At 70.8% G+C, this 12,228-nt stretch carries 12 protein-coding genes; 6 read left to right on the top strand and 6 right to left on the bottom strand.

The genetic code is table 11. The features are described from left to right. Positions 1-96 precede the first annotated feature (96 nt). Positions 97-1,077 carry a zinc-binding alcohol dehydrogenase gene (locus ACIP79_RS32655; protein WP_401228987.1) on the bottom strand — a complete coding sequence of 327 codons (981 nt, stop codon included), beginning with the start codon at positions 1,075-1,077 and terminating at the stop codon, positions 97-99. 105 nt (positions 1,078-1,182) lie between these two features. Here ACIP79_RS32655 and ACIP79_RS32650 point away from each other — a divergent pair, with 105 nt between their 5' ends. Both ACIP79_RS32650 and ACIP79_RS32645 read left to right on the top strand, forming a co-directional pair. Further along, positions 1,183-2,004 carry a CDP-alcohol phosphatidyltransferase family protein gene (locus tag ACIP79_RS32650; protein WP_401228986.1) on the top strand — a complete coding sequence of 274 codons (822 nt, stop codon included), beginning with the start codon at positions 1,183-1,185 and terminating at the stop codon, positions 2,002-2,004. A gap of 13 nt (positions 2,005-2,017) precedes the next feature. Then, positions 2,018-2,830, top strand: a complete 813-nt coding sequence (locus ACIP79_RS32645) for an SAM-dependent methyltransferase (protein WP_401229234.1) — start codon at positions 2,018-2,020, stop codon at positions 2,828-2,830. 108 nt (positions 2,831-2,938) lie between these two features. On the opposite strand, the gene ACIP79_RS32640 is transcribed toward ACIP79_RS32645, so the two are convergent. Then, positions 2,939-4,387, bottom strand: coding sequence for an MFS transporter (locus ACIP79_RS32640; RefSeq protein WP_401228984.1), 1,449 nt, complete (start codon positions 4,385-4,387; stop codon positions 2,939-2,941). Positions 4,388-4,695: 308 nt separating this feature from the next. Here ACIP79_RS32640 and ACIP79_RS32635 point away from each other — a divergent pair, with 308 nt between their 5' ends. The 4 genes from ACIP79_RS32635 to ACIP79_RS32620 all read left to right on the top strand — a co-directional run bounded on the left by ACIP79_RS32635 (position 4,696) and on the right by ACIP79_RS32620 (position 7,908). Then, the gene (locus ACIP79_RS32635) at positions 4,696-5,274 is read left to right on the top strand and encodes a TetR/AcrR family transcriptional regulator (protein ID WP_383688015.1); all 579 of its coding nucleotides are present in this window, start codon (positions 4,696-4,698) and stop codon (positions 5,272-5,274) included. Positions 5,275-5,393: 119 nt separating this feature from the next. Then, positions 5,394-6,533 carry an ABC transporter ATP-binding protein gene (locus ACIP79_RS32630; protein WP_401228981.1) on the top strand — a complete coding sequence of 380 codons (1,140 nt, stop codon included), beginning with the start codon at positions 5,394-5,396 and terminating at the stop codon, positions 6,531-6,533. Beyond that, complete coding sequence (locus ACIP79_RS32625; protein WP_401228978.1) at positions 6,530-7,237, top strand: ABC transporter permease; 708 nt, start codon at positions 6,530-6,532, stop codon at positions 7,235-7,237. The genes ACIP79_RS32630 and ACIP79_RS32625 overlap by 4 nt, the downstream gene beginning before the upstream one ends. Continuing rightward, positions 7,234-7,908, top strand: coding sequence for an ABC transporter permease (locus tag ACIP79_RS32620; RefSeq protein WP_401228975.1), 675 nt, complete (start codon positions 7,234-7,236; stop codon positions 7,906-7,908). The genes ACIP79_RS32625 and ACIP79_RS32620 overlap by 4 nt, the downstream gene beginning before the upstream one ends. A 54-nt stretch (positions 7,909-7,962) precedes the next feature. On the opposite strand, the gene ACIP79_RS32615 is transcribed toward ACIP79_RS32620, so the two are convergent. From ACIP79_RS32615 to ACIP79_RS32600, 4 genes are all read right to left on the bottom strand, one after another. After that, positions 7,963-8,577 carry a GTP-binding protein gene (locus ACIP79_RS32615; protein ID WP_401228972.1) on the bottom strand — a complete coding sequence of 205 codons (615 nt, stop codon included), beginning with the start codon at positions 8,575-8,577 and terminating at the stop codon, positions 7,963-7,965. Then, the gene (locus ACIP79_RS32610) at positions 8,528-8,962 is read right to left on the bottom strand and encodes a DUF742 domain-containing protein (RefSeq protein WP_383688227.1); all 435 of its coding nucleotides are present in this window, start codon (positions 8,960-8,962) and stop codon (positions 8,528-8,530) included. Before ACIP79_RS32610 ends, ACIP79_RS32615 begins: the two co-directional genes overlap by 50 nt. A gap of 70 nt (positions 8,963-9,032) precedes the next feature. Beyond that, positions 9,033-9,506 carry a roadblock/LC7 domain-containing protein gene (locus ACIP79_RS32605; protein WP_401229231.1) on the bottom strand — a complete coding sequence of 158 codons (474 nt, stop codon included), beginning with the start codon at positions 9,504-9,506 and terminating at the stop codon, positions 9,033-9,035. A 2-nt stretch (positions 9,507-9,508) separates the two neighbouring features. Beyond that, positions 9,509-12,046, bottom strand: a complete 2,538-nt coding sequence (locus ACIP79_RS32600) for an ATP-binding protein (RefSeq protein WP_401228969.1) — start codon at positions 12,044-12,046, stop codon at positions 9,509-9,511. Between the last annotated feature and the right edge of the window lie 182 nt (positions 12,047-12,228).

The following is a 12,228-nucleotide window of genomic DNA, read 5'->3' as shown; positions in this document are numbered from 1 at the left end:
CCCTGCCGGGACCGTGCCGTGTAGTACGGCTGGTCCGTTCGCCTTGTTCAGCCGCCGGTTCCCCTTTCTTCGGAGGTCAGGCAGGTTGTCGCCGGCTCAAACCCCGTCGTAGACCACGCGGTGACACAACGCGGGTATGGATCCGGACGCCAACCGGCCCATCACGTCGGGGAGTTCATCGAACCGTGACTCGCCCGTGACAAGCGCGTCGAAGCCCGGTTCGGCGAGGAGTTCGAGGGCGAGCGCGAACCGGTCGGCGTAGGTGCGGCCCGCTCGTCGCGCCGGGGAGAGGGAACCGACCTGGCTGCTGCGCACCGTGAGGCGCCGGGAGTGGAAGGCCTCCCCCAGCGGCAGGCCGATCCGCCGGTCGCCGTACCAGCTGAGCTCGATCACGGTCCCCTCGGGGGCGAGGAGTTCCAGCGCCCGCGCGAGACCGGCCTCGGTGGCGCTGGCGTGCACGACGAGGTCGAGTTCGCCCGCCGCGTCCGCGGGAAGCGCGAAGTCGACGCCGAGCGCCCGCGCGATCTCCCCGCGCGCCGGATCGGCGTCGACGAGCTGGACGCGTACGCCGGGGAACCGTGCCAGGAGCGCGGCGACCGAGCAGCCGACCATGCCGCCGCCGACCACGGCGATCCGGTCGCCGATCAACGGCGCGGCGTCCCACAGGGCGTTCACCGCGGTCTCCACCGTCCCGGCGAGCACGGCGCGGCCGGCGGGCACCGACTCCGGTACGGGGGTGACGGAGCTCGCGGGGACGACGTAGCGCGTCTGGTGCGGATAGAGGCAGAAGACGGTCCGGCCGAGCAGGGCCGCGGGTCCCACCTCGACCAGTCCGACGTTGAGATAGCCGTACTTCACGGGCGCGGGGAAGTCGCCGTCCTGGAAGGGCGCGCGCATCGCGGCGTGCTGGTTCTCGGGCACGCCGCCGCGGAAGACGAGGGTCTCGGTTCCCCTGCTCACGCCCGAGTAGAGCGTGCGTACGAGCACCTCGTCCTCGGCCGGTTCCGCGAGGGTGACTTCGCGTATCTCGCCGTGGCCCGGAGAGGCGATCCAGAAGGCGCGGGCTGTGAGTTCCATGAGCGGTCCCTGAACGATCCGGCAGATCTTCACGTACGGAGCGGTGACAAGCCGCGCACAGTACGCGGCGTTGATCGACTCTGTCATACGGCCGGAGGACATGCGGTGGCCCTGAACAACACATACGACCTGAGGCTCCCCCAGCAGGAGACCATCGTCGGAGCGGGAATCCAGCTCCTGGTCCTGGCTCTGCTGGGCTCGGCGATCGGCATGGGCCCCGCGGGCTGGCTGACGGGCCTCGCGTTCGCGTTCGCCACCTGGGCGGTGCTGAACCGCGCCCTGCGCCGCGCCCGGCCCCGTTCCTTCGGGCCCGCCAACCGCGTGACCCTGGGCCGGGCCATCCTCGTGGGCGGCGTCACCGCCCTGGTCGCGGACTCCTTCCAGGACTCGCCGCCGGTCACGCTCCTGGTGGGCCTGACCGCGGTCGCCCTGATCCTCGACGGCGTCGACGGCCAGGTCGCCCGTCGCACCGGCACGTCCTCGGCGCTGGGCGCCCGCTTCGACATGGAGGTCGACTCGTTCCTCGTCCTGGTGCTGAGCGTGTACGTCTCCACGTCGCTCGGCCCGTGGGTGCTGCTGATCGGCACGATGCGCTACGCCTTCGTGGCGGCGGCCAGGGTGGCGCCGTGGCTGAACGCCGCGCTGCCGCCGAGCATGGCCCGCAAGACGGTCGCCGCCGTCCAGGGCGTCATGCTGCTCGTCGCGGCCGCCGGGGTCCTGCCCTACGAGGTGAACACCGGCGCGGTGCTGCTCGCGCTGGTGGTGCTCGTCTGGTCGTTCGGACGCGACATCGGCTGGCTGTGGCGCCGGCGGCACGGGGCGGAAGTCCTGGTGGGCGCGGCCCCGCAACCGATCGTGCCCTCCGCGGAGTTGGTGCTGGAACGTCCACTACTGTGTGCGCAGGTGCAGACGGATGAACGTGTATGAGGAGCTGGGCAGCATGAACGAGCGGTCGGCGGGCGGAATGGTCCCGATCAACTCCTCCGAGGCGCACCCCGCGCGGGTCTACAACGCGTGGCTGGGCGGCAAGGACAACTACCCGGCCGACCAGGAGGCCGCCGAGCTGGCCGCCTCCGCCAACCCGGAGATCATCCCCGCGGTCCGGGCCAACCGGGCCTTCCTCGGCCGCGCGGTGCGCGAGCTGTCCGCGGTGGGCATCCGGCAGTTCCTCGACATCGGCACCGGCATACCGGCCGCGGACAACACCCACGAGGTGGCGCAGCGCATCGACCCCGGCGCCCGCGTGGTGTACGTCGACAACGACCCGATCGTGCTGGCCCACGCCCGTGCGCTGCTCGTCAGCACCCCGAGCGGTGCGACGGACTACCTGAGCGCGGACCTGCGCGAGGTGGACGACATCCTCGCCGCGGCGCAGGAGACGCTCGACCTGTCGCAGCCGGTCGGCCTCATGCTGGTGGCCATCCTCCAGTACGTCCCGAACGCCGACGACCCCTACGCCATCGCGCGCCGCCTCCTGGACGCGCTGGCCCCCGGCAGTCATCTGGTCCTCTCGCACCCCGCGTCGGACATCGGAGCCGACGAGGTCGCCGAGTCGATGCGTGTCTACAACGAGCGCGCCGCCGAGCACGCGTCCGCGACCCCCCGCACGCACGCCGACGTGACCCGCTTCTTCGAGGGTACGAAGCTGCTGGATCCCGGAGTCGTCCAGCTCCCCGAGTGGCGGCCGGGCCCGGACGACGTGGCGCCCGACCGTCCGCTGCCCATGTGGTGCGGGGTCGGCCGCAAGGCCTGACGAACCGGCCGAGCCCCGCCCGCGCGGTGCGATCACCGCGGGCGGGCAGGGCTCGGGGACTTCGCACTTCGCCGAGTCACCTGGTCAACAGGTCACCTGGTCAACAGGTCACCTGGGCAGCGCGGCGTCGGCCTCCGGCTTCTCGAGGGCCGTCTCGGAGGACGCGCGCGGTGTGACCGGCAGGCGTCCGGCGCGCTTCACCGGCACGAGGAGCGCCGCGAGCGCCGCGCCGAGGCAGAGCACGGCGAGCAGGCTGAAACCGTGCGTGTAGCCGGAGGCGTAGGGCAGGCCCGAGGGCTGGAGGTGGCCGGTGACCAGGACGCTGGTCACGGCCGCGCCGATGGAGCCTCCGATGGTCCGGATGTTGGCGTTCATTCCGGTCGCGGCGCCGGTCTGCTCGGGCGGGACGCTGCCGACGATCAGGTTGGCCATCGAGGCGAAGGCCAGTCCGATGCCGAGGCCGAAGACGCCGGCCGCGAAGGCGATCTGCCACTGCTGGTCGTGCCAGAGGGCCAGGAAGCCGCAGGCCACGGCGCCGAGCGCGGCACCGGCCGTAAGCAGGTTCCGGGCGCCGATCACGGGTTCCAGGCGACCGCTGAGGACGCCCGAGCAGAACATCGCGAGGAGCATGGGCAGCATGAGCAGCCCGGCCGCGGTGACACTGGCGCCGAAGCCGTACCCCGCCGAGGAGGGGGTCTGTACGAAGCCGGGCAGGAAGGACCAGATCGAGTACATGCCCGCGCCGAACAGCAGCGCGGCGGTGTTCGTGGTCCACACGGCGGGCAGCCGCATGATGCGCAGGTCGATCAGCGGGAAGCGGGAGCGTGCCTCGGTCAGCAGCCACAGCGCGAAGAGCAGGACGGCGGCGGCGAACAGCCCGATCACCCGGGCCGACCCCCAGCCCCACCGGCTCGCCTGGCTGAGCGGCAGCAGCAGGGCCACCAGCCAGCCGGACAGCAGGACCGCGCCGAGCCAGTTGACGCGTCCCTCGGCCCGGCCGGGCGACTCGGGGACGTAGCGCAGGGCGATCAGCGTGGTAACGGCGACGACGCCGACGGGGAGCCAGAACAGCCAGCGGTAGTCGAGCGCGGTCACGATGGGACCGGCCGCCACCATGCCGACCCCGCCGCCGGCGGCGATCACGGCGGACAGGTTGCTGATGCTGGGGCCGACCCGGGCGGGGGCGAACTCGTCGCGGATGATGCCGAAGGACAGCGGGAACAGCGCGCCCCCGATGCCCTGGACGACCCGGGCGAGGATCAGCACCCCGATGGTCGGCGCGAGCGCGGCGAGCAGACAGCCGATCGTCACGGTCACCAGGACGGCGACGAGAGTGCGTTTCTTGCCGATCAGGTCGCCGACGCGGCCGAGGATCGGTGTGAAGACCGAGGCGGACAGCAGATAGGCCGTCATCACCCAGGTCGCGGTGGACTGCGAGGTGTGCAGAGCGTGCTGGACGGTCGGCAGGGCCGGTGCGATCAGCGACTGGAGCATGGAGAACACGCCGGCACCGGTCGCGAGGACCGCGAAGGTGAGGCGGGTGGACTTCCGGGGCATCGAAGGAACCTCTCCGAACGGAGCAGAGGAGATGGAGCGGGGGAGACGGAGCAGAGGAGATACGGGATCGCCGCGGAGCAGCGTCGAGCACACCCACGAGCGCGCGGGTGCGGGGAAGAAGGGGAAGCGTCGGGCGGGCGGCGCGGACAGCGGGGCCCGGTACGGGGTCGAGCGGGGGTGGGGCGCCGACAATGCGTGCGGCCGCACGCATCCACGCGGAACACACCCCGACTGGTAAAGTGGAGGTACGCCTCCACTGTAGCGGAGGCATACCTCCGCTTCAACCTCGTTCGCCCCGGGAGGCAGCAGTGACGGATCCGTCGTTCCCCGTCAGCGAGATCGTCACGGCCAGGCGCCCGCACCGTAAGGACGCCGCGCGCAACTACGACGCCCTGCTGGCAGCCGCCCGCGAAGCCTTCGCGGAGAACGGCGCCGAGGCCTCGCTGGAGGACATCGCCAAACGCGCGGGCGTGGGCATCGGCACCCTGTACCGGAACTTCCCCACCCGCCGCCATCTCTTCGAGAGCGTGTACGCCACCGAGGTGGACGACCTGTGCCGGGTGGCGCAGGAGGTAGCCCCGCTGGAGCCGTGGGAGGCACTGTCCTCGTGGCTGCGCCGGTTCGTGGACTACACCGTCACCAAGCGGGCCATCCGCGAGGCGCTCAACAACGAGTCGGAGATCTTCCTGGCCTGCAGGGACTCCATGTACGCGGCGGGCAACCCGTTGTTCGAGCGGGCGCAGAAAGCGGGCCGGGCGCGCACGGACATGACCTTCGACGACCTGCTGCGGATGGTCGCCGGGATCACCTCGACGAACTTCCTGGACGACGCCCAGCGCGACCGCGTCCTGGCCGTCGCCCTCGACGGAGTGCGCACCGCGGACTGACCCGCGCGGCTCGACGGCGGGCGCCTCAGCAGGCCCGGACCCCAACTGGCTAGACTGCGCACCCTCGTACACGTGATCGCACCACGTGCGAGCATGCGCTTCCCGAAGGGTTTCGACGCTTGATAGCCATCGAAGATGTCAGCAAGCGATACGCCGACGGCACTGTGGCCGTCGATCGCCTGTCACTGCAGATACCGAACCACTCCATCACCGTGCTCGTCGGGCCTTCGGGGTGCGGCAAGACCACCACGCTCCGCATGATCAACCGCATGATCGAGCCCAGCAGCGGCACGATCCGGGTCAACGGCGAGGACGTCCAGCGCACGCCGGTCAACGCGCTGCGCCAGTCCATGGGTTACGTCATCCAGAACGCGGGGCTCTTCCAGCACCGGACGATCATCGACAACATCGCCACCGTGCCGCGGCTGCTGGGCTGGTCCAAGCAGCGCGCCAGGGCCCGCGCCGCCGAACTCATGGAACGCGTCGGCCTGGACAAGGACATGGCCCGCCGCTACCCCTATCAGCTCTCCGGAGGCCAGCAGCAGCGCGTCGGCGTGGCCCGCGCGCTGGCCGCTGACCCGCCGGTCCTGCTGATGGACGAGCCGTTCTCCGCCGTCGACCCGGTCGTCCGCCGGGGCCTTCAGGAGGAACTGCTGCGGATCCAGGGCGAGCTGGGCAAGGCCATCGTGTTCGTCACGCACGACATGGACGAGGCCATCAGGATCGGCGACCGGGTCGCGGTGCTGCGCACCGGCGGCAAGCTCGCCCAGTTCGCCTCGCCCGACGAGCTGTTGTCCTCGCCGGCCGACTCCTTCGTCGAGGAGTTCCTCGGCGCCGACCGGGGCATCCGCGGACTGTCGTTCCTGTCCACGCGTGACCTGGAGTTGGACAGCAGCCGGGTCCTGCCGGCCGGCACCGACTGGCAGGAGGCCGCCGGACGGCTCGGCACCGAGGCTCCGGTCCTGGTCACCGGCGCGGACGGCAAGCCGCTGGGCTGGGCCGACCTCACGGCCTGGCGCGGCGACACGCAGGATCTGGAGCCGTACGGACAGGGCTTCGAGGTCGGCCGGGACTCGCTGCGGGTGGCCCTGGACCGGGCGGTACTGTCGCCCAGCGGCCAGGCGGTCGCCCTGGACGGAGCGGGGAAGGTGCTGGGCCTCGCCGGACAGGAGCGGATCTCCGCCGCGATCCGCGCGGCCAGGCAGCAGCGCGCCACGGACTCGCCGGCCGTCCCCTCGCAGGTGAAGGCCAGGCGATGAACGGCTTCTTCGACATCCCGAGCGACCTGCAGAGCAGCTATCTCGGCCTGATCTCCACGCATATGCAGGAAGCGCTGATCCCGGTTCTGGTCGGTCTCCTGCTGGCGCTGCCGATCGGTCTGCTGTGCGTCCGCTTCAACTGGATCTACCCGCCGGTCCTCTGGCTCACCACGGTGCTGTACGCCATCCCGTCGATCGCCTTCTTCGTGGTGCTCATCGACTACACGGGGCTGAGCAAGACGACCGTGATGATCCCGCTGTCCCTCTACAGCCTGGTGATCCTGGTCCCGGCGGTCGTCGACGGCGTCCGCTCGGTGCCCGAGGAGACGAACGCCGCAGCCACGGCGATGGGCATCGGTCCCGGACGCCGTTATCTCCAGGTCCAACTCCCCATCGCCGTACCCGCGATCATGGCGGGTCTGCGAGTGGCGACCGCGTCGAGCATCAGCCTGGTCAGCGTCGGTTCGCTGATCGGCAACGAGGGGGCGCTCGGCAATCTGCTGACCACCGCGATGCTCTACCACCGGCCCATGCTCGCGGTGAACTCGGTAGTCACCACCGCCGTCCTCGCGGTGCTGGTCGACGCCGTGCTCGTCCTGCTGCGGGGCGTGCTCACCCCCTGGCTGCCGCCCTCCAGCCGCAAGGCCGCACGCCGTACGTCCACCACCGCGGGCGCCGCCCGCACCCCGGAGAGCGTCTCGTGAACGTACTCAACTTCATGCAGTCCTTCTTCAGCGACGGGTCCCACTGGCACGGATACGACGGGATCCCGCAACGTGTGTGGGAGCACCTCCAGTACACCGCCGCGGCACTCTCGATCGCCGCGGCCATCGGCCTGCCCGTCGGGCTCGTCACCGGACACACCGGCCGCGGCGGCAACACGCTGGCGTTCGTGGCTTCGGGGGCTCGGGCGTTGCCGACGTTCGGCCTGCTGGTGCTGATGTTCGTCTGGCTGGGCCTCGGCATCGTGCCCGTGATGATCCCGCTCGTGGTGCTGGCGATCCCCCCGATCCTCATCACCACCTACGAGGCGATCCGCACCCTGGACCCCTCCCCCGTCGACGCCGCGCGCGGCATGGGCATGTCGGAGGGGAAGATCCTTCTCCAGGTGGAGGTGCCGGCGGCGCTGCCGCTGATCCTCAGCGGTCTGCGCTCGGCGGCGATCCAGATCGTGTCGACGGCGACGATCGCGGCCTACGTGGCCCTCGGCGGGGTCGGCCGGTACATCCTGGACGGCCTGTACCAGCGCGACTTCGAGAAGACGGCCGGCGGAGCCGCCCTCATAGCCGTCCTGGCGCTGTTCGTCCTCGTGCTGTTCTGGGCGGTGGCCCGGGTGGCGGTGTCACCGGGCGTGCGCAGGCGCCGTACGGCCTGACGGAAAGACGAAAGGGGCGGCGGGCCACTGGCCGCCGCCCCTTCTTCCGTTCGCCTACTTCTCCGCGGTGGCCAGGGCGTGTTCGAGGACGACGAGGAGCGCGTCGCGGACCGATCCCCGGTTGCGGGCGTCGAACACGGTGAGCGGCACGTGCTCGCCGACGTCGAGGGCCCACCGTACGTCGTTCAGGTCGTGCTCGACCTTGCCGTCGAAGGCGTTGATGGCCACCGCGAAGGGGATCTGGCGGTGCTCGAAGTAGTCGACGGCCGCGTAGCAGTCGTCGAGCCTGCGGGTGTCGACTATGACGAGACCGCCGAGGGCGCCCTCGATCAGGTCGTCCCACATGAACCCGAAGCGCTCCTGGCCCGGCGTCCCGAACAGGTAGAGCTTCAGGGTCGGGTCGAGGGTGACGCAGCCGAAGTCCATGGCGACGGTGGTCGTCACCTTGTGCGGCGTGTGGGAGAGGTCGTCGACGCCCGCGGCGACCGAGGTGATGGACGCCTCGGTGGTCAGCGGCTCGATTTCGGAGATGGCGCCCACCGTCGTGGTCTTGCCCACGCCGAAGCCGCCCGCGATGACCATCTTCACCGGCAGCGGAGGCTGCCGGGGACCCTCGGTGTCAGCGCTCACGGATCGCGCCCCGGGAGTCGGGGATAGCTCGGAGACCATCGATAACCCTTCGCAATACGGTGGCGTCGCGGGCGGAGTCGGCCTGCGGTGCGTACAAGGCCAGTTGACCGTCGGCGCGCAGATCGTCGGCGAGCACCCTGATCACATTCAAGTGCATCCGCAGTTTCGCGGCGATCTCCGCCAGCGACTGCGGCTGGCGGCAGACCGCGATGATGTCGCGGTGCTGGTCGAAGACGAAGGCGTCAAGTGCCGCCAGACCCAGATCGGTCGCGACCACCTGGGTCTCGATCGGGATCGGCGGCACGAGGCTGTCGCCGCCCGCGATCCGTCCCGCGGTCAGCAGGAAGGGACGGACGACCGACGCGGGGGGCTCGACTCCCCACGCTGCGTCGTCCTCGCCTGATGGCTCGCCGGCCGTCGTCACGTCCTGATCCCTTCACCTCGCGGGTCGTCATGGACCGGCGACGCCTTTGTCGACCGTCAACTGCCGACCGTCAGCCGGTCGGTGCGATACCCACGGTGTTCTTGAGTTCCATCACCAGCTGGGGGCTCAGGACGGCGCCCGCGCGGTTGGCGAAGAGCGTCATCTCGTACGCGATGTTGCCGAGCTTGGCCTCCTTGGAGGCGACCACTCCGAGCACCGCGCCCGCACCGAGCGCCGACACGAGGACGTGTCCCTCCTCCAGGTCGATGATGACCTTGTTCAGGCCGCCGAGTCCGTAGTTGCCGGACGCGCCCATGGCGAGGCTGGTGATGCCCGAGACGATCGCCGCGAGCCTCTCCGAGTCGGCCTGGCCGCGGAGTTGGGAGACCGCGAGCAGCAGACCGTCGGAGGAGACACCGATGACGTCGACGACCCCGGCGGTCTCGGTGGCGAACCGATTGAGCAGCCAATTGAAGTCGGCAGCGGCGGCCTTGACGTCCGTCACCGGTTCCGTGGCTCCGGATTCCGGCTTGCCTGTCCACATGGTCACTTGCTCGTGCCTTCCGGGAATGAGGGTCTGTTGCTCTGAGTGGTCTGGTGGGCCGGGCCGCCGGGGCGACCGGCCCCGGTGTCCATGTCGTGAGCCGCGCTGTCGCTCTGCGCCCGCCGGACGGCGGCCTCGAACTCGTCGAGTTCGTCGCGGGCTGCCTCCGGGTCGACGGGCTGCCAGGCAGGTGGCCGTGGAGTCGGCATGGGCTGTTTCGGCAGGCGCGTCGAGGCGGTGGTGGCCGACAGTGTCGCGCCGCGCACCCGGCGCCGCAGCGAACCGGTGGCTTCGCCGGGGTCCGACGGAGCCGGGTTGCCGCGTGGCCGGCCGAGTCCGTTCACGGGATGGGCCAGGGCGTCCTCGCCGCCGCTTCCCGTGGCGGGCTCCGGCCTGCGGGCGTGGCCGGGGAACTCCTCCTGCGGGGAGCGCGCCGGAACCCTGCGGGGCAGTGCCGAGGCACCGGGGGCCGGTGCGACCGTCGAGGGACGGGGCTCGGGCGGGCCTGGGCGGCGAGCGGCGGGCATGATGTGCGGCGCCCGCGCCGCGGCGCCCGTCGGGTCGGCGAGCAGCAGGTGCGAGGAGGGCACCGCGACGGTGACGGTGACGCCGCCACCCGGGGTGCGGGACAGCACGACCTCGATGCCCCAGCGCCGGGACAGGCCACCGACCACGAAGAGGCCGAGGACCTCGGTGGGTGCCAGGTCGAGGCGCTCGCGGCGGATCAGGCGCGCGTTCTCCTCGGCCAGCCGCTCGGGGCTCATCCCGAGACCGTGGTCGATGATCTCGACGAGGGCGCCGCCGGTGGAGCCGTGCCGGGGCCTCAGGACCACTTCGACGTTGCTGGACGCCGGGGAGAACATCACGGCGTTCTCCAGCAGTTCGGCGAGCATCAGGGTCAGGTCGCCAACGATGTCGGGGGCCACGTTGACGTCGCCCTCGGCGTGCGGGGTGACGCGCTGGTAACCCTCGATCTGGCCGAGCGCGGCACGCACGATGTTGCTGAGCCGCATGGGACCGGTGTTGAGGCCGCCCTCGCGAATACCGGCGAGCAGCATCAGGCTGTCGGCGTTGCGCTGGAGACGTACGGCGATGTGGTCGATGCGGTACAGCCGTTCCAGCACCTCGGGGTCCGTCTCGCCGCGCTCCACCGAGTCGATCAGCGCGAGCTGACGGGCCGTCAGGTTGCTGACGCGGCGGCCGACGTTGCCGAACATCTCGGCGATGTTGCGGCGGCTGACGACCTGGCGCTCCAGCAGGGCGGTCGCGGTGACCTGAACCTGGTTGAAGGCCTCGGCGAGTTCGCCGATCTCGTCGCGGACCGGTACGGGCACGGCGTCCAGGCGCGGCGGGCTCGCGTCCTCGGCGTCGTCGTCCGCGACCCTGGCCAGCTCGGTCCCGGCGGCGGTGGCCACGTGCTGGGCCGCGCCGGTGAGCGTCCGCACGGCCCGCACCACGGAACGGCGGACCAGTACGGAGAACAGGAACCAGGACGCCAGCGCGAGCAGGGTGCCCGAGACCAGCCAGGTCACGTCCCACCAGGCGTCGCGCGACGCGGCCTCGGCCTGGGAGGCGAGCTGCTCGATGAGCGACTGGGTGATCTTCAGCCGGCTCTCGGCCTGGCGGGCGTAGGTGGGTTCGGCGCTGAGCGCGTCGGAGAGGGCGGTACGCAGCTCCCCCGAGGTGCCGGCGATCAGGGCGCTCGGGTCGACCTGGAGCTGGGCGAAGTGCTGCGCGATGACGCCCTGGTACGGGTTGTGCTCCATCCCGTCGATCGAGGACGCCTGCTCGGGGCTGGCGAACCGGGTGAACCGGCCGGCCTGGGAGAGGTACTGGTCGTAGTCACCGACCGCGCTGGTGAACTCGATCAGCGCGTTGGCGTCTCCGGTCCGGGCCGCGAAGACGCTGGTCTCGAAGGAGGCGTGGGCGGTGTCGGCGCGGAGCAGCGAGTCGAGCAGGCTGGCCGAGGACGTCGAGGACATGTCGGTCTGCCCGAGCCCGAGTCCGTTGATCAGGCCGTCGATCACCGATCCGTAGGCGGGGTCGATGTTGTCGGCCGGAATGGGCCCCTGTTCGACCGTCTGCCGGAGGGTCTCCAGGCCTTCGAGTTCCTTGAGCACCTGCGCCTCGGCCTCGGGCAGCCGGTCACCGAACGCCGAACGGACCACGTCCGCCTGGGTGTTGACCTTCTGCTGGGCGTCGAGGTAGGTGGAGGTGTTGGGAGGGGTGTCATCGGCGTCGGAGGCCTCGTAGCGCAGCGAGACCAGGAGCGCCTGGCGGTGCTCGGCCTGCACGTCGTCGATGAGTTTGGTGACCTGCGCGCTGTCCCGCACCAGTTGGGCGGTGTCGGCGGCGGTGACGGCGCGGTCGATCTGTGCGTAGACGACGTAGGTGAGCATCGCCGAGACCACCGCGAGCGGCACGATCACCAGGACGTTGAGCTTCCGGCGGAAAGGCCAACGGTCGAGGAGGGAGGGCGTCCGGCCTATTCGGGGAGCCTCTGACGGCTCTTCCAGGACGGCTTTCCTGTGCGCGGGCACCAAACCTCCTTGACTTCACTCCATGGAAGCCCACTGTCCGGGCTCGGTGGATTCGCGGTCGCGACAGCGCGCTCAGGCCGAAAAGTGGAACAAGGCCCTCGACCCGGCCAACATTAGCGGCTGCCGGAAGTGTTCGGCCATGATCAACCAAACTCCGACAGGGTCAGACGTCGGGTTCGCGC

It is taken from the genome of Streptomyces sp. NPDC088747, assembly GCF_044751025.1.
Taxonomy (GTDB): domain Bacteria; phylum Actinomycetota; class Actinomycetes; order Streptomycetales; family Streptomycetaceae; genus Streptomyces.
This window is presented reverse-complemented; position numbering and strand designations above follow the sequence as displayed.